The organism is Winogradskyella sp. 3972H.M.0a.05 (assembly GCF_040493455.1).
Lineage (GTDB): Bacteria > Bacteroidota > Bacteroidia > Flavobacteriales > Flavobacteriaceae > Microcosmobacter.
This window is the reverse complement of the sequence record NZ_JANFDA010000004.1, coordinates 19,429-43,190: the sequence shown is the minus strand read 5'-3', so window position 1 is coordinate 43,190 and position 23,762 is coordinate 19,429. Positions and strand designations below refer to the sequence as shown.

Below are 23,762 nucleotides of genomic sequence, written 5' to 3'. Positions count from 1 at the left end.
GAATACTATAAATTGTTATGTTCCAGATTTAAGCTAATTAAATATTCTGAAATTTTTTTCATTCCGATTGAGTAAGAAAGAGTAGAGCCTTTTGATTTCTGAATCCAATCAAAGTTATGAATCCATTTTTTGCAAACATTTTCAAATGTTCTAGCCTTTGCCCAATTTGGATTGTAAGACGATTTATTTTGACTTTTCCAATCTCCTACTATAATTTGAAGTTTTTTGTCTAAATCAGAATAATGATTATCAAAAACGTGCCATAGAATTTCTCCTGCTTGAGTTAGATATTCCCATTCTGTAAAGAGAAAGTCTGTATTGTATTTCTTTCCTTTACCTGTTTTAAATCTTTTAAAGTCTTTTTCAAGATTCTCTGCCAGAGAGTCTAAACCATTAGCAAATTTAATTAACTCAACATTTTTATTATTCACTTTTGTCTTTCTATATCTTATAAACAAAGTTAGTCAACTTTCCTCATTGAGATGGACAAGTGCACGAGTTTAATGACTCCCTTTCAATACTTCAGGCATTTTCGCTTGGAAACGTCTTAGTCTAGGAATAGATACATTTCTAATGTAAGATTGATTTGGGTGCAGCCTTTCGTAGTTTTGGTGATATGCTTCAGCAATCCAGAATTTTTGGAATGGATATACTTCAGCAGCCACTTTTTTTCCAAGTTTCTTAGCGAGCGCTTCTTTCTTTTCTAAGATGATTTGCTTCTGCTCATCATTCTGATAGAAGATTATAGAACGATATTGCGAGCCTCTGTCTGGTCCTTGACCATTAACTTGAGTTGGATTTTGAGATGCAAAATATACATCAACCAAAGTCGCAAAGCTCACCACATTTGGATCATAGATTACTTCCACTGCTTCTGCATGACCTGTTCTTCCTGTATTGCTAAGTTCATAAGTTGGGTTGTCTGTATAGCCGCCAGAATACCCGGAAATAGATTCTTCTACACCTTTTACGCTTTCGTAAACAGCTTCTACACACCAAAAGCAACCGCTTGCAAAGTAAGCTCTTGCTTTACCATTCTGCAGTGGTACTACTACAGGATCAGCATCAATAACGGCTTGTTGTTTTGGATTGACTTGTGCAGTGTTGTTACAACTGAATAAAAGTGATATTGCTATAATTGGAAGTATACGTCTCATGAATTTTATGTTTTCTTTTTCAGGTAGACGTATAAATTTACGAAACCTTAAAATTAAATTGTAAAAGTTTTCACAATAAAAAAAGCCTTAACTCTAATGAGATAAGGCTCTACAATTTTAACTTAAAAAGTTAGTTATAGTTTAGCGAATAATTTTTCCATTTTTGCTTTTTCCTCTTCAGCTAAAACAGCATCTACTAAGATACGACCACTGTGTTCGTCAGTGATTACTTTCTTGCGTGATGCAATCTCTACCTGTACTTGAGGTGGAATTGTAAAGAAAGAACCTCCTGAAGCACCTCTTTCAATTGGTACAACAGCTAAACCATTCTTTACATTATTTCTTATGCGTAAGTAAGCTTTTACTAAACGCTCGTCAATTTTCTTTTGAAATTCTTCAGACTTTGCAATAAGTGCATGTTCTTCTTTTTCTGTTTCAGACAAAATTTCGTCTAATTCACCTTTTTTGTGCTTAAGGTGTGTTTGACGGTCTTTTAACTTGTCCTTAGTTTCAGAAATGATTTCTTTCTTTTGCTCAATCTGTACTTTGAATTCTTTGATATGCTTTTCAGCCAATTGAATCTCTAATTCCTGGTATTCAATTTCTTTAGTAAGTGAGTTGTATTCTCTGTTATTTCTAACATTTTTTTGTTGCTCACTGTACTTCTTTATTAATGCTTTTGCCTCTTCGATAAGGTTTTTTCTAGCTTTGATATCGTCATCGATAACTTCTAGGTTAGCATTAAGTTTTTCAAGTCTTGTATTTAAACCTTCAACTTCATCTTCTAGGTCTCTAACTTCTAATGGAAGCTCACCTCTTACGTTTCTTATTTCATCTACTCTTGAGTCGATAAGTTGCAAGTCGTAAAGTGCTCTTAAACGATCTTCTACAGAAACCTCAGCTTTTTTTGCCATAATTATAAATACTTTACCGGATTTGTATTTGTTACTGATAAAATGATTGCAAAATTAGTAATTTTTTTTGAGAGATAGTCGACTAAAAAGCTTTTTGTGAACTGTTCGCTCTCATAATGACCAATATCTGCTAATACAATTTGGTTTTCGGCAGTAAAAAAGTCGTGATATTTTAAATCTGCTGTTATAAAAAGGTCAGCGCCAGCACCTTTAGCTGCACCGATAGCGAACGCACCAGAGCCTCCAAGAACGGCTATCTTTTTGACAGGTTTATCAGTCAGTTCAGAATGTCTTATGCTAGATGCATTCATTTGTGTTTTTACAAAGGATAAGGCATCATTAGCAGGCATAGGATTTTCAAGTTCACCGATCATTCCCATACCTATCATTTGATTGGTATTGTCTAGTGTGGTTATTTCATAAGCCACTTCTTCATAGGGATGCGTTTTGAAAAGTGCGCTTACGACTTTACTTTCCAAATGCTTCAAGAATGTTACAGAAACCAAAGTTTCTTCTTCTTCATGCAAAACACCTTTTTCACCAATTGCTGGGTTTGACTCCTCATTGCCTCGATACGTACCCATACCTTCAGTATTAAAACTACAGGAATCGTAATTGCCTATATGTCCTGCACCATTATTAAACAAAGCTGCTCTTAATTCTTGCGCATTGGCTTTTGGTACGTAGGTAGTTAGTTTTTTGATGGTTCCTGTTTGTGGGATAAGAATTTGCTTGTTAACCAAGCCAAGACGATTGCAAATAATATCATTAACACCTTGTAGTGCATTGTCTAATGCAGTATGAATAGAGAATATTGCAATATTGTGCTTTATGGCTTTTATCACAACACGCTCTACATAGGTTTTCCCTGTAAGTTTCTTTAGCCCTTTAAAAATTATAGGATGAAAGCTTACGATGAGGTTGCAGTCTTTTTCAATGGCTTCATCGACAACAGCTTCCAAAGTATCTAATGTTACCAGGACATTGGTAACCTTCATGGATTTATCGCCTACCAGAAGACCGACATTGTCGAAATCTTCAGCGTAATGTAATGGTGCTAAGTCGTGTAGGCAATTAATAACATCTTGAACAATCATATTCTATGATAATTGAATTCTCAACAAATATAAAATAATTACTTTCGTTGTTATGAAGTTACTTAGATACTTGTTACTGCCAGTAGTACCTATCTATCGATTTGTTGCCATGGTAAGGAATTGGTTTTTTGACCTTGGTGTTTTAAAATCTAAATCTTACAATTTCCCAGTAATATGTATTGGAAATCTAAGCACAGGAGGCACAGGGAAGACACCAGTGACGGAATATTTAATTAGACTTCTCAAAGATGATCGTAGACTGGCAACCCTAAGTCGGGGTTATGGCAGAAGTACAAAAGGATTTATACAGGCAAACTCTAAAAGTACTGCTGAATCTCTTGGCGATGAACCGTTTCAGTTTTATTCTAAGTATAATGAAGATATCATTGTTGCTGTTGATGAAAAGCGAGTTAATGGTATTGATACGCTTAAATCTAAAAACTCAGATTTAGATTTGGTGCTCTTAGACGATGCGTTTCAGCATAGATATGTGAAAGCTGGTTTCAATATTTTGCTGACGCCTTATGATAAACTTTATGTGAATGACATTTGTTTACCTACCGGAAATTTGAGAGAGCCTATATCTGGAGCAAAACGCGCCGATGTCATTATCGTTACGAAGTGTCCTGAAGATTTATCGGAAGACTTACAGGTGAAAATTGAAAGACTCTTGAGTCCAGAATCACATCAAGTCGTTTATTTTTCTCATATAGATTATGCTAACGAGGTTATATCGTCAAATACTACCAGAGGTTTGAATTCAATGAACGGTGTGAAGTTTACTTTAGTGACAGGTATTGCAGATCCTAGCCCTTTGGTTAGTCATCTTAAGTCTTTAGGATTGGATTTTGAACATCAAAGCTTTAAGGATCATCATAAGTTTTCTGAAGATGAAATTACTGCACTCAAGAAAAAGGAACTTGTATTAACTACGGAGAAAGATTATATGAGATTGAGTCCTTACTTTAAAGATGAGGACACATTGTTTTACTTACCTATTGAAGTAAAGTTGAATAATAAAGACGCTTTTGAAGACAAGGTTAAGGACTTTATTAAGACCTATTAAATTGTAGCATTTCTTTCTCGCTATTCAAAGCTAAGTATAACTTCTTCTCAAAGTCTTCTTGCTTGAATGGTTTAGAAATAATGTCATCAAAACCAGCTTCTTCAAACTCTGGCATTTTGTCTTCTAATGTTACGGCTGTTAGTGCAAAGATTGTGATCTCCTTGTCGAAAGTTCTAATGATCTTTGTAGCTTCTAATCCACTTATTCCTGGCATGTGGATGTCCATAAGCACAACATCATAATTGGTTTTCTTCACACTTTCTACAGCAGTTTCTCCGTCATCGACAACATCACAATAAAGATCCATTTTATTAAGAATCTTCTTAGTAATCATTTGGTTGATCTTGTTGTCTTCTACTACTAAAATTTTAATGTTGCTTAGATCCAAGTTCTTAATGTTATTTGTTGTTTTTGTTTCAGGTTTTTTAGTTTCAATGGATTCATTAGAAACTTCCATAGGGATTTCAAAGAAGAATGTAGATCCTTTCCCTAGTTCACTCTTTAAGTAAATTTTTCCTTTTAATATTTTAATTAATCCCTTTACAATAGATAGACCAAGTCCTGTACCACCATATTTTCTATTGATTTGTACAGACCCTTGCGAGAAGCTTTCAAACATGTGTTCTTGCTTCTCTTTTGTAATACCAATCCCATTATCCTCAATTTCAAAACGAAGCGTGTGCTTGTCTTTCTTTTCGGCAATTTTGCTTATTCGCACCCAGATATCACCATCTTTAGTAAACTTAATGGCATTACCAATAAGATTGATGAGTATTTGAGAAATTTTGAGCTGATCTGCCACATAGTTTTCAGGTAACCCAGCTTCATACTCAAAATGCATTTTGATATTGTTTTCTAATGCTGAATTGTTTAGCGCAGAAATCACATTTTCTACTTTATTCTTCAAGTTGAATAACTCAGGATCTAGTTCTACTTTATTAGCTTCAATTTTATTGATTTGAAGAATATCATTAATAAAGGTTAACAAGTAATCACCTGAAAATTTTAAAGATTTTAAATGCGGAATCTGTTCTGGTTTTGGACTTTCATCCATCAACATAGTGGTCAGACCAGTAACGGCATAAAGCGGTGTCCTTAGCTCGTGTGTTACCGTAGATAAGAAGTTGGCTTTGGTCTTAGATGCAAGTTCAGCTTTTTCTTTTGCCACAATAAGTTCATCATTCTTCTTATGAAGCATATTGTTGGTTCTAAGCCTTATGTTGTTGTTTTTATATAACGAAAGCGTTAATAATGATAGAATGGTAATCAAAGCAATACTCAATATGGTTGTAATCCTAGTGAGGTTACTACCAGCTTCAGTTTCATCTATCTGAGCCTTTAGCTGTTGGTTTTCAGCCTTATTATATTGTGTTATAAATTTTGAATTGTCTTGTGCAGACAAGCTTTCGCGCTTAATGTTTAAGATAGAATCAGAGAGTTTGATATGCTTTCTCAGATATTCACTTGTAAGCTTGAAATCCTCTTTGCTTTGATATATGTTGCTTAAGGTTAGGTAAGCATTATTTGTATTCTCAATAAGGTTTTGCGATACTGCAATTTGAAGCCCTTCATTGGTCATGTTCAAAGCCTGATCTGAATTACCCAAATTGTTATGAACCTTACCACTAAGAATTAATGCACTACTAAGCACGCTTGATAGCTCATGCTTCTTTGACAGCACAATAGCTTTTTCCAATTCAGTCTTAGCAGATTTAAAATCAGATAATTCTACATATACTTTGGCTTCATTCAGTAAAACCTCTGGGATATATTGTTCGAGATCTTCTTCTTCGAATTTAGCTTTTGAAGACTTAAAATACCCCAAAGCGGTCTGATATTCTTTCTTGCTAGTATGCAAGACACCTCTAATGTTGTAGGTGAGTGCCAGATTGGGATAATCGTCTATTTCTCTTTGAATTTCTGCTGCTTTGGTAAGTGATACTAAAGCCTTTTCTGGTTCTTGAACTAAAAACTGAAGCTTGGCTATTTTGGTGTGGATAATACCTTTGCTTTTTTGGTCACCGACCTTATCGGCAATCTCAAGAGCCTTTTCTAGATTCTCTTCAGCATTGTAATAGTCACCTCTCTCGCTTTCAAAACCTGCTTGAGCGATATGACTTTCAATGCGCATTTTTAGCAAATCCTCATCTTGAGTTACATTCTGAGCTGCCAAAATACAAGCACTTGATACTAAAAAAACAAATAAAATATATTTGATTCGGGACATTTTTAGATCACTTAATTAAAACAAATATAATTATTTATTCGATAAAAGTGCTATTTTATCCGATAAATTGCAAATTAAATCTAAAATCCTGTGAGAATAGCCAGTTTCGTTATCGTACCAGCCTACAATTTTAACCATGTTTCCGATGACTGATGTCATCAATGAATCGAATATACAGGAATGGCTATTTCCAACGATATCAATAGAAACGATTGGGTCTTCAGTATATTCGAGTATACCTTTTAGATAATCTTGTGAAGCTTCTTTAAAAGCGTTGTTGATTTCTTCTATAGAGACCTCTCTTTTTACATTAAATGTGATATCGGTTAGAGATCCATTTGCGACAGGAACTCTAATGCCACAACCTCCAATAACACTAGAGAGTTCGGGAAAAATCTTTGTCAATGCTTTTGCTGCACCAGTTGTTGTTGGCACAATCGATTGACCAGCAGCTCTAGCTCTTCTTAAATCGCGATGCGGTTGGTCGTGCAAACTTTGGTCAGTAGTATAAGAATGAACTGTAGTAATGTATGCTTGCGTAATACCACAAAGGTCATCTATGATCTTCATCATCGGCGCCGCATTGTTCGTGGTACAAGACGCATTGGAGATAATGGTTTCAGTTCCATTCAAAGCATCATCATTTACACCAAGGACTATAGTTTTTATAGATTCTTCAGTAGGTGGAACACTTAAGATTACCTTTTTTGCACCATTGCTAACATGATGCGTAAGCTCTGATTCTGTTTTGAATTTGCCCGAAGCTTCTATAACGAAATCTACATCATAAGAAGACCAGTCTATATGCTGAGGATGATCATGGTTGCCAAGAGGTATAGCTGTATCATTGACTATGATGTTATTTGCATCGTGACTTACTGCCTCGTCAAATAACCCATGAATACTATCGTACTTTAGAAGATGGCTTAAGGTTTTAGCATCAGCCAAATCGTTGATGGCCACAACTTGAATATTTGGATGTTTTTCAATAAGTCGAAAAACGCGTCTGCCAATTCTACCAAAACCATTTATGGCAACATTGATCATTTAGTTTATATGCTTTTGAGCTTTATAGGAAGATCTTACCAACGCACTACTCTCTACATGTCTAAAACCAAGATCTAAACCTATTTGTTTGTATTCATCGAATTGAGCTGGATTAATAAATTGTTTTACTGGTAAGTGTTTTTTACTTGGTTGTAAATACTGACCTATTGTAACAACATCGACATCATTAGCTCTAAGGTCATGAAGCGTTTCAATAACTTCTTCTCTTGTTTCTCCAAGTCCAAGCATGATACCAGATTTGGTTCTACGTTGTCCTTGCGATTTTAAATATTTCAGTACACCAAGACTACGATCATACTTTGCTTGGATTCTTACTTCACGAGTTAATCGTCGTACTGTTTCAATATTGTGTGATACAACTTCAGGAGCAACATCTATAATACGGTCTATATGACGTTCTACACCTTGAAAATCTGGTATCAAAGTTTCAAGCGTAGTATTAGGGTTCATGCGTCTTACGGCTTTAACCGTTTCAGCCCACATGATGCTTCCCATATCCTTAAGATCATCTCTATCGACACTAGTTAGTACAGCATGCTTTATGTTCATGATCTTAATCGAACGTGCTACTTTTTCAGGTTCATCCCAATCTACAGATTCTGGTCGACCCGTTTTCACACCACAAAAACCACAAGAACGTGTACAAATATTCCCAAGAATCATGAATGTAGCGGTTCCTTCTCCCCAACATTCACCCATATTTGGGCAGCTTCCAGAAGTACAAATAGTATTGAGTTTGTACTTGTCTACTAATCCTCTAAGTTCTGTATATTTTTTACCAGTAGGTAGCTTCACGCGAAGCCATTTTGGCTTAGGTTGACGCTCTGGTAATATGTTTGAAGCAACTTTTGTTTCCATACAACAATTTCAGCTTACAAAGATACGAATACTAATACGAATTATGACAATGTGATAAGGTACCAAATTCCGAATCCTATCAAGAATATAATACCGCACCAACTAAGAATATGTAAGAACAAGCTAGGACGCCAATTGTTTGGCGTATGCTTACTCGAAATAAGTATGTAATTAATTATAGCATAAAACGGAGCAGTAAGAAAAGATAGAATGGTGGCTATCTCTATCAATAAGTCCATTCTAGATTCTAATAAAAGAAATATAGCTATGCTTCCTAGAACTAAAAAAATAATCCAAAACAGGTATCCTTTCTTGTAATCCTTCTTAGCTAATAACTCAACGGTCTTATCCATCGCTCTAGGTGAAGCATCGAGTGTTGTAAGTGTTGTGCTAAACATGGTTGTAAAGGCTGCTATTCCAATAATTATATAAGCCCAATCTCCTAGACTTGTTGTATACATATCTATGAGCTGGGAAGCAAAAGCTCCAGCTTTAGTACTGAAAGTACTTCCGGAATTGTACATGACCAGAGTTCCTAATAATACGAAACATATACCTAGTATTATAGTTCCTATATACCCAATATTGAAATCAAACAGTGCTGTTTTTGGTGTAAACTCTTCTGTATCTTTTCGTTTTTCAACTGTCCATAGAGAATGCCAAATAGAGATATCTAAAGGCGCAGGCATCCAACCCATAAAGGCAATCAGAAATGCTATTCCAAGCGTACTTTCAGGAAAAATTTGTGTAAAAGATATTGGGTCAGAGTTGCCAAAATAAGCAAAACCAACTGCAGCGAGAGTACTAATTGTAAGCGTAAGAATGATGATCTTAATGAGGTTGTCAAGAAGCTTATACTTACCAATCAATAATAATGAAAGACAAATTACAAGAATGATGATAGTCCAAACTTCTATACTAACAAAGTCACCAAAGAGCGAAGATGCCAATCCTGCGGTGACAATAGTTACTGCAGTTTGAATGGTGAACATTGTGGCTAATGTAAGTACGAAATAGGCGATTAAAACGCCTTTGCCTAGTTTTTTATAACCATCCAACAAGCTTTCACCAGTAGCGGAGGCATATCTTGGTCCAAATTGAAAAAATGGATATTTAAACAGGTTGACCAAAAGTAAAGCCCAGATCAATCCCAAGCCAAAATCTGCACCTGCTCTTGTAGACTGTACTAAATGCGAAACACCAATTGCTGCACCAGCAAAGAGTAGTCCTGGACCAAGTTTTTTGAGTATGGAACGCATTATTTTTTTTGAATAATTTCTGCTAACAGTTTTTTAGCTCTAAGGAGTTTTACCTTGACATTATTCATGGGTTCATTGAGTTGTTCAGAAATCTCTTTATAGCTTAACTCCTGAAAGTATCTTAGATTAATTACTTCCTGGTAATGCGGCTTTAGCTTTTTTATGTCTCGTAGCAACTTAGCCAGATTTTGTTCTGTAATCAATTTGTCTTCAGGTGATGGAGATTCGTCTAGTACTTGATAAGCTTTGTCATCATCATCTTTGTAAAGTGGAGCTAGCTTATTCTTTTCTTTTCTGATGAGGTCTATATGAATATTCTTAGAGATCGTAATCAGCCAAGTTTTGAAGTTGTACTTTTCATTAAACGTGTGAATATTATCAAAGGCCTTAGAAAATGTTTGGATAGTAATATCCTCTGCGTCGTTTTCATTTTCAATGCGTTTTAATTGAAATGCATAAACGTCGTTCCAAAATCTATCCAACAAAAAATTAAAGGCAATTTGATTATTGTCTTTAGCTTTAGCAATTGCGTCCTCTATTTCCAACTTACAGGTTTTGAAATTAGATTAGATATAAATATAACCAATTGCGTGCTAACTAAAAATAAATCGAGTACTGGGAAGAAAGGAATTAACATTTTTTCGTTGAACTGCTTCGCTCCATAGATTAAACCAATGTATAAACTAATAAATCTTAACAGAATTAATACTGAAACGAATTCCCAACGGAATAAAAAACTCATCAGAAGAATAGCCAAAACCCAAAAAAAGAATTGTGAAAAATAGAATAAAGAGAGTAGGAACTTGTGCTTAAACTTATAATGCTTTGCAGTGCTTACGTGTCGTCTTTTTTGATTGATCCAATCTTTAAAAGTCGTTTTAGGCTGTGTTTTGGTAAAACTATCTTTTGAAAAACAGAGCGCTGTGTTTTCTTTATTAGCAACTTGATTGATAAATAAATCATCATCGCCAGACCTAATATTCATGTGGCTCATATAGCCAGAATTATTGAAAAACAATTCTTTTCGATATGCTAGATTTCTTCCCACTGCCATATAAGGCAGCCCAATTCTGGCATAGGAGAAATACTGCACCGCAGTCATCAGTGTTTCAAAACGGATTAATTTGTTTAAGAATGAATTTTTGATGTGTTCATATCCACTATACCCAATGACAATAGATTTACTATTGGAGAAATGACTACTCATCTCAGTAATCCAATGTTTCGAGGTAGGCTTGCAATCTGCATCAGTAAATAGTAAAAAGTTGTTTGAAGCTGCTTTGATACCAAGCGTTAAGGCATATTTTTTATTTCCCCAAAAGGCATCAATAGCTTTAACTTCAACAATTTTTATGTTATCGTGCTTGGACTTGAATTCTTTCATTACATCTAGTGTATCATCACTTGAAGAATCATCAATTAGAATAATCTCAAAGTTTGAATACTCTTGCTCGATTATTAATGGAAGAAAGGTTTTTAGGTTTTCTGATTCGTTTTTAGCACAAATCAGTACAGAAATCGGGATGTTTTTCCGATTTGATTTCTTTGGTTTTGAAACCGTAAAGGGTGTAAATATTCCTGAATAAAATAAAACTTGAATTGCAACTATGATGCAAAATGCATAGAAGAGAATGTCAAGAAATAGCATGAAATCTAAGCGTGGTTAGAATCGGTACAATCCTTGAACTGGTCTGGTGTTTTACCACAAAAACCACAGGCTTCTCCACTTTGGTTAAGCATTGGGTTTTGACTTGCACAAGTTCCAGCAAATTCACCATCTTTTTTTGCCCAAAGTTTTATTGCTATACCTGCAACGGCAATACCAAGTAGGACTAAAGTAAGGATTACTAATTTCATTTTGAAGTTTTCTAAAATCTGTTTGCAAAGATACGCTTTTGTCCGATTTTTTTAGATGTTATTTCCAAATTTATAAGTCGGCTTATAGAGTTTGAATATGTGACTTGAACTTTATAAGCTGTGTCTAAATTATCGATTATTCGTATTTTTAAATACTAACAACTAACACTTTATGATTATGAAAAAACTTTTTGCAGAATTTTTTGGAACCTTTTGGCTAGTCTTTGGAGGCTGTGGTAGTGCAATTTTTGCCGCAGGATTTCCAGAGCTGGGAATTGGGTTTGTTGGTGTTGCATTAGCTTTTGGTTTAACAGTTTTGACTATGGCTTATGCAGTTGGACATATTTCTGGAGGGCACTTTAATCCGGCCGTGTCACTTGGACTTTGGGCTGGAGGAAAATTTGATGCCAAAGATCTTGTAGGTTATATCATTGCTCAATTAGTAGGCGCTGTTGCAGCTGCTGGAGTCTTATATCTTATAATTTCTGGCAAATCTGGGTTTGTAGATGTAGGCAATTTTGCTGCAAATGGCTATGATAGTCTATCGCCAGGTGGGTTTTCAATGACATCGGCTTTAGTAGCGGAATTTGTACTTACTGCATTTTTCCTACTCATTATTTTGGGTAGTACAAATGCAAGAGCACCTAAAGGATTTGCACCAATCGCTATTGGTTTGGGACTAACTCTAATTCACTTAATTAGTATTCCTATTACGAATACTTCAGTAAATCCTGCGAGATCTACTAGTCAAGCAATATTTGCTACCAATGGAGAATTTATGAGTCAATTGTGGTTGTTCTGGTTAGCACCAATTGCTGGAGCTATCATTGCTGGTTTCATCCACAAGGCACTTTTTGATAAAGAATAGATTTAGGATATTCTATAAAACAAAAAGCCATCGCAATGAAGTGATGGCTTTTTTCTTGGATAATAAAGGGGTTAATTATCCTTTAAAGAGATTTCAGCCACTGCATTTTCTTCCTCGTTAAATTCTTCAGAACCACCTTTTGGTTCAATAGAAATGCTTAGGGCTAATGCATCTTCCACATAAGGAATAGACTGTAATTGACGCTCAGTTTCATCTAAGATGCCTAAGCTAATCATTCTGTCTTGTACTTCAGCCCAAATTTGATAGCATCTATCTTCTGGTAACTGAGGTAATTCAACAACATCAATTAAAGAGGTTTTCTCTATAGGGTTGATGTATGCCACAGTTTTAAGGTCTTTAGCACGCTCATTCCCACTTAAGACATATTTTCTCGAATCTGGGTTGTTGAGTTTTAGAAGCTGACGTGTTAAATCATCTAATTTCTGATTGTTGTTTTCAATATCGCCTCTCAAGTCATTTATTTCTTCATCAACAATCAAACTTTCTTTTTGTAAAATTTGATATTGATTATAAAAATAGAATGAAGTAGCGGCAAATAACAAAGCAGCTACACTTGCAGCAACACTATACCAACGTGTTTTTGGCTCTTTGTGAAGTGTAATTACTTTTGGTTCTTCCAAAGCATTTATGTCATCAAATACAGATTGAAGCACACCTTTTGGCGCTTCAACAGCATCTGCTTTGGCCAGAATTTCTAAATTATCTTGAAGTCTTAGATATTCTGCTTCAACTTCAGGGTAGGTATTAATGTAATGCTCTACCTCCAAGTTTTCTGTAGCAGAAGTTTCGCCTATTATATATTTGTCTAATAGGCCAGACTTAAGAAAAGATTGTAGTTTGTGTTCCATATCTACCTGTTTTTAAGGACTGTAAACTTTTTTTAGTTCTCTTAGCCCTATTTTTAATCTCGACTTTATTGTACCAAGCGGAATGTCTAGTTCATCACTAGCTTCCTGTTGTGTCATCCCTTGAAAAAACAAGGCATCCAACACAATTTGATACTTCTCATCGAGTCTGCCAACATGCTCTTTCAAGTCTATTACATCTTGATTGAGATTCATCGTTGGTAGTATATATACGTTCGAATTGTCTATTTGGACTTCTTTTTGAAATCTGTTGTTAAAACTTCGCAGTTTGTCAATAGCTGTATTGCGGGCAATTCTGTACAGCCAAGTGAATAATTTAGCCTTCTTAGAATCGTACTTTTTGCTATTTTTCCAAACTTTTACAAAGGTTTCTTGTAGAGCGTCTTCTGCAACTTCTTCATTATTAGTGATCTTCAAAATAACTCCATAGAGGCTATCCGAGTAATTTTCGTACAATAAATTCAATGCACGTTGATCCTCGTTTGCAAGGAGTTGAATGATCTGTTGCTCTATCGATAACTTCAATTTATCTAACTATTTTAAATTTTAACATTTTAAGATGATCCAAAATTGATTTTGGATCGTATCTACTGTTAGAAACAGTAAATGTAACAAAATCTAGATACTCAAATTACCAAAACATAACCTTAGAATATCCATTTTCTTTTTAAAATGATTGATTAATAGCTTTATCTATAAAAATATTCTATGGTACTAAAAGTCATAACTTCGGTTATGGCTTTTTTGTTACACAATATTTACTTCTGTTTCGATCTTAATATTAAAGATACGAAGAATAGTCTTCTGGATTAATCTCGCTAAATTAAGAATATCCTTTCCATCTGCACCTCCATAATTCACCAAGACCAAAGCTTGTTTACTGTGAACACCGTATTTTCCAAAACGTTTACCCTTAAAACCAGCTTTCTCTATAAGCCAGCCTGCAGGGACTTTGATTTGTGTTTCCGAAACTACATAACTAGGAATTTCAGGAAACATTGTTTTCAATTCTTCAAAATGCGATTTATCAATTACTGGATTTTTAAAGAAACTACCACTGTTTCCAATATCATTTGGATCTGGTAATTTACTCTGTCTTATATTGATTACGGCTTTTGATATGTCTTGAATAGTTGGCTGTGTAATATTCAAATTCTCTAACTCCGATGTAATCGCACCATAAGAGGTATGTAACGTATGATTGGTTTTGGTCAACCTGAATGTTACACTTGTTATGATATATTTTCCCTTTAATTCATGCTTAAAAATGGATTCCCTATATCCAAAATTGCAATCTTCATTGTTGAATGTTCGCTCTTTTAAGGTATCTATATTTAAGGCTTCACACGATTGAAAAACATCTTTGAGTTCAACCCCATATGCGCCAATGTTTTGCATTGGAGCTGTACCAACATTACCCGGAATTAATGAAAGATTTTCAATGCCACCATAATTTTGTTGTAGACACCAAAGCACAAAATCGTGCCAGTTTTCACCAGCATTAGCTTTGACGATAACATGGGTTTCATCTTCAGAAACAATCGAAATTCCCTTTAAGTTTATATGAAGCACCAAAGCATCAATGTCTTTAGTGAGTAACATATTACTTCCACCGCCTAGAATAAAAATATCCTCTGGTTTGCTTTTTAAGGTGTCTTTAAGTGATTCTACAGAATCAATTGAAGCATAATGCTTTGCGACAACATCTAAGCCAAAGGTATTATAAGGTTTTAAGGAAATATTATGCTCGATAGTGATCAGTCTTTATAAGCTTTTAAAGCTTGCTTTAAAATATTAACGGCTTTTAATAAGCTTTCTTCTTTAAGGACGTAAGCAATCCTAATTTGATTTAGACCAACGCCAGGAGAAGAATAAAATCCAGCAGCAGGAGCAACCATAATTGTTTCTCCATCTACATCAAAAGATTCTAATAACCATTGCGCAAAATCATCCGAGTTTTTTACTGGCAATTGTGCAATACAGTAAAAAGCACCATTTGGCTTAGCGACTGTGACACCATCTATTTTCTCTAGTTCAGAAATTAGTGTGTTTCGTCGGTTTACATAGTCTGATATAACTTCGTCAAAATAACTTTGAGGTGTGTCTAAAGCAGCCTCACTCGCTATTTGAGCAAGTGTAGGAGGGCTCAATCTTGCTTGAGCAAATTTCAAAGCAGTTTGTATAAGTTGTTTGTTCTTGGATACTAAATAACCAATTCTAGCGCCGCACATACTATAGCGCTTAGATACAGAATCAATGACGATAGCATGTTCTTCTAAGCCTGGCTCTTTCAAAATTGAATGATGCGTAGCACCATCATAAGCAAACTCTCTATACACTTCATCAGCAATCAAAAACAGATCATGCTTTTTTACCATTGCTGCCAATTTCTCAACTTCTTCTTTACTGTATAAATAACCTGTTGGGTTACCAGGATTACAGATTAGGATCGCTTTAGTATTTGGAGAAATCAACTTTTCAAACTCTTCAACAGGAGGTAAAGCAAAGTTGTTTTCAATTTTAGAAATTACAGGAACGACCTTAACACCAGATGCTGTTGAGAATCCGTTATAGTTTGCATAAAAAGGTTCTGGAATTATGATTTCATCACCAGCATCCATGATACTACCAAAAGCAAATAAAAGCGCTTCGCTACCACCAGTGGTAACAACGATGTCGTTTGCTTCAACAGAGATGTCATTTTTTTTGTAGTACTCAGATATTTTCTTGCGATAAGCTTCAGAACCTTCAGACCTTGAGTAGGCTATAACATCGATATCAATATCTCTTATAGCTTCAAAGACAACATCTGGAGTTTTTATATCTGGTTGACCAATGTTGAGATAGTATATATGCTTTCCTTTTTTTTCAGCTTCTTCAGCATAAGGAACCAATTTACGAATTGGCGAAGCTGGCATTGAATTACCTTTTTGGGAAATCTTTGGCATTAGAATTATAATTAGAAATGCAAAGTTCTAAAAATAATCTTAAAGTTTTTTTAAAAAAGCATCTATTAATCCAACCTTTATGTTAAAGATTTGTAACTTGTTATTAAACCTAATCTAAATTGAAGAGAATAATACGTGCTACATTTTTATTATGTGCCTTAATAGGTTGTATATCAGTTTTTTCCCAAAGTAAATTTAATTTGCCCCAAGGCGAAAGCAGTAAGATAAGATTCAAGCTTATTGGTAATCTTATGATCATACCAGTAGAATTAAATGGCTTGGAACTCTCTTTTATTTTAGATTCTGGTGTTAGCAGACCTATTTTATTCAATTTTGTGAATACCGATTCTTTGCAGATAAAGGATGTAGAAAGAATGTATTTAAGAGGTTTGGGAGCAGGAGGTATGATTGAAGCATTAAAATCCAAAAACAATTTCGTAAAAGTTGGCGATGCTATCAATGTTAATCAGGACATATTCGTAGTTTTTGACAGTTCTATAAACTTTACACCTAGGCTTGGTGTACCCATTCATGGGATTATAGGTTACGATATATTCAAGGATTTTGTAGTAGAGGTCAACTATAGTTCTAGATATATAAAACTCTACAAGCCCGAAAATCATGAATATAAAGAGTGTAAAAAATGTAGGACATTCCCATTAACCATTAATAACAATAAGCCATTTATAGAAGGTAGGGTGAAAATAGATGATCAGGGGACAGTAATGCCAGTAAAACTACTTATCGATACTGGTGGAAGTGATGCTTTGTGGTTGTTCGAAGACAAGGAACGAAACATAATGCCTCCCGAAGGAATGTATTTTGAAGACTTCCTTGGAAAGGGATTGAGTGGCGATGTACATGGAAGACGTTCAAAGATAAACTCATTTTACATAGGGGAATTTAGGCTCAAAGATGTCAATGTAGCATTCCCTGATTCGACATCGATTAGTTATGCCAAGCGATTCAAAGAACGAAATGGAAGTATTTCTGGAGAAATACTGAAACGATTCAATATTATTTTTGATTACCCAAACAATAAGATAACCTTAAAGAAGAATAGTAAGTTTAAAGCTCCGTTTTATTACAACAAAAGCGGTATTGTACTAGAACAAATTGGGTTTAGGGTCGTTAGAGAAAAATCCACTCAAAATACGGTTGATAATTACGGAAGATCAAACGAAGATAATATCACCATTAATTTGATCGATACCTATCGCTATGCCTTAAAGCCAGCTTTTACTATAGTTGAATTGCGAGACAACTCTCCAGGGAAAGAATGTGGACTTCTGGTTGATGATATTATTATCTCTATAAATGGTAATGAAACTCAGGGGATGACTCTAGAAGATGTTAATGGCTATTTGAGTAATAGAACGGGTAAGCTAGTAAAGATCAAAGTCGATAGGGATGGTCGATTAATGACCTTTAAGTTCAAACTAAGAGATGTATTTCAAAGAAAAAACCCTCAATAACTTGAGGGTTTTATTTTTTTGAGTGTAGGCTTTTTCTATTGCTCAACCACACTTTTGTTTTTCTTTTCTAAAACGCTTGTTTTATTTGGGTCTACAACAAGACCTTTGATTTTTAAAGCTACAGTTGGTGTATCAGCATTAGAAATCACAGTAATTGTTTTTCTAATAGGGTTAACACGCTTAGTATCATACTTTACTTCAATTTCACCAGTTTCACCAGGTAAAATAGGGCCTTTAGGTTTTTTTGGAACCGTACAACCGCAAGACGACTTTACATCAGAGATTATCAATGGAGCATTACCTGTGTTAGTAAATACAAATGTTCTTACGCCATTTGCTCCTTTCTCTATAGTTCCATAGTCTATAGTGGTTTCTTTAAATTCTATTTTCGCTACCTTCTTATCCTGTGCTAAAGCACCAAAACTCAATAAACCAACAAATAAAATTGTAATTAAATTTTTCATCACTTAAGTTTTAATTGATTATCAAAGCTACTTACTTTTTTAAGTCCGACAAAATTAATTAGACGAAAGGTAACATAATATTAACGTTTATAGCCCTAAAAATTTCGAAAGAACATAAATATAAGTACTTTTGCAAGTCATTATCCAAAAACTGTTCCAAAGTATGAGCATACCATCTAAATATGATGCTAGTTTAGTAGAAAATAAGCGCTATGATTACTGGATGAAACACAACTATTTTCATTCAAAACCAGACGAAAGAGAGCCTTATACTATTGTAATTCCACCACCAAATGTTACAGGTATATTGCATATGGGACATATGTTAAATAATACCATTCAGGATGTATTAATTCGTCGCGCACGATTATTAGGAAAAAACGCATGTTGGGTACCAGGAACAGACCATGCTTCCATTGCTACAGAAGCTAAAGTTGTTGCAAAACTCAAAGCAGAAGGTATTGACAAAAATGACATAACTAGAAAAGAGTTTTTGGCCCATGCATGGGATTGGACTCACGAATATGGAGGAGTCATCTTAGAGCAGTTAAAAAAACTAGGATGCTCTTGTGATTGGGATCGTACCAAGTTTACTATGGACGATGACATGTCTGAAGCAGTTATCAAGGTTTTTGTTGATCTATACAACAAAGGACTTATTTACCGTGGTTATCGTATGGTAAATTGGGACCCACAAGCTCAGACTACATTATCTGATGAAGAAGTAAATTATGAAGAGCGTACAGATAAGTTGTACTATGTAAAGTATAAAATTGAAGGTGAAGATGGTTATGTAACCATTGCTACAACAAGACCTGAAACTATTTTGGGAGATACCGCAGTTTGTATTAATCCTGAAGATGAGCGTTACACACATTTAAAAGGGAAAAGAGTAACAGTTCCTATCTGTAATCGCTCAATTCCAATAATTGAAGATGACTATGTAGATATCGAATTTGGTACAGGATGCTTAAAGGTGACACCAGCACACGATGTTAATGACAAGGAGATAGGAGACAGACACAATCTAGACGTAGTAGATGTCCTTAATCCAGATGGTTCAATGAACAGTTTTGGATTACATCATGAAGGAAAAGACCGTGTTATTGCCAGAAAAGATGTAGCTAAGGAACTAGAGGAGATGGGGATTTTGGTAAAAACAGAATCCATTACACATAATGTAGGAACTTCTGAACGTACCAAAGCAGTTATTGAACCGCGTTTGAGTGACCAATGGTTCTTGAATATGGAAGATTTGGTGAAGCCTGCGCTAAAAGCTGTTTTAGAAACAGGTGAAGTAAAATTATTTCCAAAGAAGTTTGAAAACACCTATCGCCACTGGATGGAGAACATCAGAGACTGGAATATCTCTAGACAGTTATACTGGGGACAGCAAATCCCTGCGTACTATTATGGTGATGGTAAAAATGATTTTGTAGTTGCCGAAACTGCTGAAGAAGCTTTAAAGTTAGCTCAGGACAAAACAGGTAATTCAGATTTGAAAGTGTCTGACTTAAGACAAGATTCAGATGTTTTAGATACTTGGTTTTCGTCATGGTTATGGCCAATGAGTGTATTCGATGGTATTCGCAACCCTGAGAATGAAGAGATCAATTACTATTATCCAACTAACGATTTGGTTACAGGCCCAGATATTTTATTTTTCTGGGTAGCTCGTATGATCATAGCAGGTTATGAGTACAAGGATGCCAAACCATTCGAGAATGTTTATCTCACAGGGTTGGTTAGAGACAAGCAACGTCGCAAAATGGCTAAGTCTTTAGGGAACTCACCAGATGCTCTTAAACTCATAGAAGAATATGGGGCAGATGGTGTTAGAGTAGGGTTATTGTTAAGCTCAGCTGCTGGAAATGATTTGATGTTCGATGAAGCCCTATGTCAACAAGGAAAGCAATTTGCTAATAAAATATGGAATGCATTTCGATTAATTAAGGGTTGGGAAGTGGCAGATATAGAACAACCAGAATATGCTAAGATTTCAATTGAATGGTTCGAAAGTAAGTTTCAAGAAACTTTAATTAAGTTCGAATATTTATATAGTGAGTATAGATTAAGTGATGCACTGATGGATACTTATAAATTAATATGGAATGATTTCTGTTCTTGGCTTTTGGAGATGGTGAAGCCAGCTTATGGTGAACCTATTGATAAAATTACTTATAGTTCGGTAATTGAAATATTAGAGAATAATTTAAAGATATTACATCCTTTTATGCCATTCTTAACTGAAGAAGTTTGGCAACATATTACTGAAAGAAAACCAGAGGAGGCACTAATGATTAGTAGCTGGCCAAAAAAGGAGACTTTTGATGAGAAACTTGTCTATAAATTTAATTTTGCTTCTGAAGTTATTTCAGGAATAAGAGCAATTAGAAAACAGAAAAATATTGCTTTTAAAGAGTCCATATCTTTATTTGTTATGAACAATGAGGAAATAGAGAATACTTTTGATGAAGTAATACTCAAACTTGGCAATATTGAAAAGCTAGAATATGTTACCGAAGCCGTTGAAGGCGCACTAACCTTTAGGGTAAAATCGAATGAGTATTTTATTCCTATGGCCGGTTCTATTGATGTTGAAGCAGAAATAAAGAAACTTTCAGAAGAACTTAATTACACCGAAGGGTTCTTGAAATCTGTTCAGAAGAAGCTGTCCAATGAGCGTTTTATTAATAACGCACCAGAGCAAGTGGTTGCAAATGAGAAGAAGAAAGAAGCCGACGCGCTAGCTAAAATTGAAACGATAAAAGCCAGTTTAGCGAGTCTAAACTAGAACTTCTTTACGTATAATATTGAAAAAGCATTCTCAATTACGAGAATGCTTTTTATTTTTATAGCAAATTGAAACTCCTATGAGAAATATTGCAGTACTATTTTGTGTATTCATTTTAGTGGCTTGTTCAAAAAGAGAACAAGTAGAAACCATAGTTATTTCAGGCAAAACCTATACAGTTAATCAAGACTTTGAAATCGCTGAAGCTTTTGCTGTTAATGAAGGAAAGATCGTAGCAGTAGGCTCAAAAGATGATATTCAAAATAAATTTGAAGCAGACGAAACCTTAGACTTTACAGGTAAAACTATTGTGCCTGGCTTTATAGATGCACACTGCCACTTTTACAATTTAGGACTCAATCAAAATAGAGTAGACCTTACTGGAACAACAAGTTTTGAAGAGGTAATGAAGCGAGTTGTAGATTTTCAAAACGAACGTAATGTTAGTTTTATAATAGGAAGAGGCTGGGATCAGAATGATTGGGAGGACAAGAATTTTCCAGATAAAAACCTGTTAGACAAATTATTTCCAGACAAACCAGTTGCGTTAACGCGTATCGATGGTCATGCGATGTTGTGCAATCAAGCTGCATTAGATTTAGCAGGCATTACTTCAGAATCAAGAATAGAAGGCGGAGAGATTTTAAAAGAAAACGGTAAATTGACAGGAGTCCTTATTGATAACCCAATGGAATTGGTTGAAGGTGTGTATCCAGAGCCAACACTGGAAGAACAACAAAGGGCTTTGTTGGACGCGCAAAGAATATGCTTTGATCTTGGGCTTACCACAGTTTCAGATGCAGGGCTGGATAAGAAAGTGATAGAGTTGATCGAGACCATGCAAAAAGGCGAGGCTCTAAAAATGCGGGTCTATGCCATGATTAGCAATACCAAAGAGAACCTTGACTATTACTTACCTAAAGGCAAGATAAAAACTGACTATCTCAATGTGAGATCTGTGAAAGTCTATGCAGATGGCGCTTTAGGATCCCGTGGTGCTGTATTAAAGGCACCCTATTCAGATAAAGAAAACCATTTCGGTGCTATGGTTATAGGAGTTAATGATTTTAAAAGCTTGGCTCAGCGTATTGCAAATTCAGAATATCAAATGAATACACATGCTATTGGTGACTCTGCTAATAGAGTGGTGCTGAATACCTACAAAGATATTTTAAACGACGACTCTGATAGACGCTGGCGTGTAGAACATGCTCAGGTGATAACAGATAATGATTTTGAATTATTCAAGAATAAAAACATTATACCATCTGTACAGCCAACACATGCGACAAGTGATATGTATTGGGCAGGCGATCGACTAGGAGATGAACGCGAAAAAGGTGCTTATGCCTTCAAAGATTTATTGGATGCTAGTGGCACGGTGGCTTTAGGAACAGATTTTCCTGTTGAAAAAGTAAGTCCGTTGCTTACGTTCTATGCTGCTGTAGCTAGGCAAGATTTAGAAGCCTATCCAGAAGGTGGTTACCTTATGGATAATGCGTTAACAAGAGAAGAAACTTTGAAAGGCATGACTATTTGGGCAGCGCATGCTAATTTTGAAGAAGCTGAAAAAGGAAGTATTGAAGTTGGAAAGTTTGCAGACTTTATTGTGCTAGATAAAGACATCATGACTGTAGACGCCAAAGAGATTCCAAATATTAAGGTGATTAATACGTTTATAGGAGGAGAACAAGTGAAATGAAAAAGCTAGTGTCGATATATTTGCTTTGTTTTAGTTTTGGACTAATGGCTCAGGACTATACCTGCTTACCATCATCTGATGAAGTAAAGCAACTTGTTGAAGGATTCTGGAAGGTAGAGGGGTCAACATCTGGGATGTTTTATAAAATATCCTTTAGCAATACTTCAGGCAAAATTGAGACTTTGGAGAGTATGGATTTTAATCCCAATAGAAATTCCAATAAATACGATTTGGTCTTTAATGAGGACTATCGGATTGTTTTGGAGCAAGAAGGGGAATGCTTTGTGCCATATTTAGAAATAAGTGCTTTATACGGTAGCGTGCTAGAGGAGTTGCGGTTTGATTCTAAAGATCAATTTACCATGAATGGAAGGCTTTATACACGTTATAATATCAATGACTAAGTCTAGCTAAATAATCAAAATGCTCACCATCCATAATCTTTTCACACTTTAAATCAACCAAATCAGCCTTAGTGCTTAAAGTTTCAAAATCCAGATATAACCACTTCATAGGCGTTTCTTCTTCACCTTTATACTTCAGGAAATAATCCAATTCCCCATAATAAGCGGCATTCATATCCATCCAATAACCACCATCATCATCTTCGTACATATACTTAATGTCTGAAGAGTCTATCAGGATTTGACCACCAGGATTTAATGTTGATTTTAAATGCTTAAGGTAGAATAACGTATTCTCTAAAGTCTGAAAGATACCAGTCCCATTCATGAGTAACAAAATGGTGTCGAACGTTTCGGTTTCATCCAGTATATTCAAAACATTAGCATTATTGGCACCACGCTCTTTAGTAACGTTGATAGCACCTTCAGAGATATCAATCGCTTTTACACTTAAACCTTTATTTTGAAGATATAGACTATGACTCCCCGCACCACAACCAACATCGAGTACTTTACCTTTGCTAAGGTTTAGCGCTTTTTGTTCTAGCTTAGACATTTCAGAATAAGTTCTGAATAAATATGGAAGTGGTAAAACATCATCATCAGAAATATTTGTAGATGTGATGATGTCTTCAGTATAATTACCATTTTGGTAATCGATCATTGCTTTTCCGATGAGGTCTTTCATTAACAATTTTTAGCAATGCTAAGTTTGAT

Annotated in this window: 23 protein-coding genes; 6 read left to right on the top strand and 17 right to left on the bottom strand. The window is 35.1% G+C overall.

From position 1 onward, the window contains the following. Nucleotides 1–5: 5 nt before the first annotated feature. From NCE97_RS09245 to NCE97_RS09230, 4 genes are all read right to left on the bottom strand, one after another. A complete protein-coding gene (locus NCE97_RS09245; RefSeq protein WP_353778790.1) occupies nt 6–431 on the bottom strand; it encodes a hypothetical protein in 426 nt (141 codons plus the stop codon). 69 nt (nt 432–500) lie between these two features. Further along, entirely contained in the window at nt 501–1,157 is a 657-nt protein-coding gene (gene msrA / locus NCE97_RS09240) for a peptide-methionine (S)-S-oxide reductase MsrA (protein ID WP_353778789.1), read from the bottom strand. Nucleotides 1,158–1,291: 134 nt separating this feature from the next. After that, a complete protein-coding gene (locus tag NCE97_RS09235; protein WP_353778788.1) occupies nt 1,292–2,071 on the bottom strand; it encodes a zinc ribbon domain-containing protein in 780 nt (259 codons plus the stop codon). 2 nt (nt 2,072–2,073) lie between these two features. After that, nucleotides 2,074–3,168, bottom strand: coding sequence for a Nif3-like dinuclear metal center hexameric protein (locus NCE97_RS09230; RefSeq protein ID WP_353778787.1), 1,095 nt, complete (start codon nt 3,166–3,168; stop codon nt 2,074–2,076). Nucleotides 3,169–3,220: 52 nt separating this feature from the next. Here NCE97_RS09230 and lpxK point away from each other — a divergent pair, with 52 nt between their 5' ends. Then, nucleotides 3,221–4,234: a tetraacyldisaccharide 4'-kinase gene (gene lpxK, locus NCE97_RS09225; RefSeq protein WP_353778785.1), complete on the top strand. Its 1,014-nt coding sequence runs from the start codon at nt 3,221–3,223 to the stop codon at nt 4,232–4,234. Here lpxK and NCE97_RS09220 read toward each other — a convergent pair. From NCE97_RS09220 to NCE97_RS09190, 7 genes are read right to left on the bottom strand one after another with little or no spacing between them, the layout of a single operon-like run. After that, entirely contained in the window at nt 4,221–6,461 is a 2,241-nt protein-coding gene (locus tag NCE97_RS09220) for an ATP-binding protein (RefSeq protein WP_353778784.1), read from the bottom strand. The two genes, lpxK and NCE97_RS09220, sit on opposite strands and share 14 nt — an antisense overlap. A gap of 30 nt (nt 6,462–6,491) precedes the next feature. Continuing rightward, complete coding sequence (gap, locus tag NCE97_RS09215; RefSeq protein WP_353778782.1) at nt 6,492–7,508, bottom strand: type I glyceraldehyde-3-phosphate dehydrogenase; 1,017 nt, start codon at nt 7,506–7,508, stop codon at nt 6,492–6,494. Further along, nucleotides 7,509–8,387: a lipoyl synthase gene (gene lipA / locus NCE97_RS09210; protein ID WP_353778781.1), complete on the bottom strand. Its 879-nt coding sequence runs from the start codon at nt 8,385–8,387 to the stop codon at nt 7,509–7,511. A gap of 41 nt (nt 8,388–8,428) precedes the next feature. After that, a complete protein-coding gene (locus NCE97_RS09205; protein WP_353778780.1) occupies nt 8,429–9,646 on the bottom strand; it encodes an NRAMP family divalent metal transporter in 1,218 nt (405 codons plus the stop codon). Beyond that, entirely contained in the window at nt 9,646–10,191 is a 546-nt protein-coding gene (locus tag NCE97_RS09200) for an RNA polymerase sigma factor (protein ID WP_353778778.1), read from the bottom strand. The genes NCE97_RS09205 and NCE97_RS09200 overlap by 1 nt, the downstream gene beginning before the upstream one ends. Then, a complete protein-coding gene (locus NCE97_RS09195; protein WP_353778776.1) occupies nt 10,182–11,294 on the bottom strand; it encodes a glycosyltransferase in 1,113 nt (370 codons plus the stop codon). The genes NCE97_RS09200 and NCE97_RS09195 overlap by 10 nt, the downstream gene beginning before the upstream one ends. Before the next feature lie 5 nt (nt 11,295–11,299). Further along, on the bottom strand, nt 11,300–11,503 hold the full coding sequence (locus NCE97_RS09190) for a membrane or secreted protein (protein ID WP_353778775.1): 204 nt from the start codon (nt 11,501–11,503) through the stop codon (nt 11,300–11,302). A gap of 178 nt (nt 11,504–11,681) precedes the next feature. On the opposite strand from NCE97_RS09190, the gene aqpZ reads away from it, so the two are divergent. After that, nucleotides 11,682–12,371: an aquaporin Z gene (gene aqpZ / locus NCE97_RS09185; protein ID WP_353778774.1), complete on the top strand. Its 690-nt coding sequence runs from the start codon at nt 11,682–11,684 to the stop codon at nt 12,369–12,371. Nucleotides 12,372–12,442: 71 nt separating this feature from the next. On the opposite strand, the gene NCE97_RS09180 is transcribed toward aqpZ, so the two are convergent. The 4 genes from NCE97_RS09180 to NCE97_RS09165 all read right to left on the bottom strand — a co-directional run bounded on the left by NCE97_RS09180 (nt 12,443) and on the right by NCE97_RS09165 (nt 16,206). Continuing rightward, the gene (locus NCE97_RS09180) at nt 12,443–13,240 is read right to left on the bottom strand and encodes an anti-sigma factor (protein ID WP_353778772.1); all 798 of its coding nucleotides are present in this window, start codon (nt 13,238–13,240) and stop codon (nt 12,443–12,445) included. A gap of 12 nt (nt 13,241–13,252) precedes the next feature. Beyond that, the gene (locus NCE97_RS09175; protein WP_353778771.1) at nt 13,253–13,783 is read right to left on the bottom strand and encodes an RNA polymerase sigma factor; all 531 of its coding nucleotides are present in this window, start codon (nt 13,781–13,783) and stop codon (nt 13,253–13,255) included. Nucleotides 13,784–14,005: 222 nt separating this feature from the next. Then, a complete protein-coding gene (murB, locus tag NCE97_RS09170) occupies nt 14,006–15,016 on the bottom strand; it encodes a UDP-N-acetylmuramate dehydrogenase (protein ID WP_353779211.1) in 1,011 nt (336 codons plus the stop codon). Next, entirely contained in the window at nt 15,016–16,206 is a 1,191-nt protein-coding gene (locus NCE97_RS09165) for a pyridoxal phosphate-dependent aminotransferase (protein WP_353778770.1), read from the bottom strand. The genes murB and NCE97_RS09165 overlap by 1 nt, the downstream gene beginning before the upstream one ends. 251 nt (nt 16,207–16,457) lie before the next feature. On the opposite strand from NCE97_RS09165, the gene NCE97_RS09160 reads away from it, so the two are divergent. After that, nucleotides 16,458–17,681 (top strand): aspartyl protease family protein, encoded by a 1,224-nt coding sequence (locus NCE97_RS09160; RefSeq protein WP_353778768.1) that lies wholly within the window; start codon nt 16,458–16,460, stop codon nt 17,679–17,681. Nucleotides 17,682–17,716: 35 nt separating this feature from the next. On the opposite strand, the gene NCE97_RS09155 is transcribed toward NCE97_RS09160, so the two are convergent. Beyond that, on the bottom strand, nt 17,717–18,145 hold the full coding sequence (locus NCE97_RS09155; protein ID WP_353778767.1) for a DUF1573 domain-containing protein: 429 nt from the start codon (nt 18,143–18,145) through the stop codon (nt 17,717–17,719). Between the two features lie 163 nt (nt 18,146–18,308). On the opposite strand from NCE97_RS09155, the gene NCE97_RS09150 reads away from it, so the two are divergent. From NCE97_RS09150 to NCE97_RS09140, 3 genes are all read left to right on the top strand, one after another. After that, complete coding sequence (locus tag NCE97_RS09150; RefSeq protein ID WP_353778766.1) at nt 18,309–20,939, top strand: valine--tRNA ligase; 2,631 nt, start codon at nt 18,309–18,311, stop codon at nt 20,937–20,939. A gap of 79 nt (nt 20,940–21,018) precedes the next feature. Next, nucleotides 21,019–22,641 (top strand): amidohydrolase, encoded by a 1,623-nt coding sequence (locus NCE97_RS09145; protein ID WP_353778765.1) that lies wholly within the window; start codon nt 21,019–21,021, stop codon nt 22,639–22,641. Beyond that, complete coding sequence (locus tag NCE97_RS09140; protein WP_353778764.1) at nt 22,638–23,045, top strand: hypothetical protein; 408 nt, start codon at nt 22,638–22,640, stop codon at nt 23,043–23,045. Before NCE97_RS09145 ends, NCE97_RS09140 begins: the two co-directional genes overlap by 4 nt. Here the strand turns inward: NCE97_RS09140 and NCE97_RS09135 are convergent. Continuing rightward, nucleotides 23,035–23,733, bottom strand: coding sequence for a class I SAM-dependent methyltransferase (locus NCE97_RS09135; RefSeq protein WP_353778763.1), 699 nt, complete (start codon nt 23,731–23,733; stop codon nt 23,035–23,037). The genes NCE97_RS09140 and NCE97_RS09135 overlap by 11 nt on opposite strands. Between the last annotated feature and the right edge of the window lie 29 nt (nt 23,734–23,762).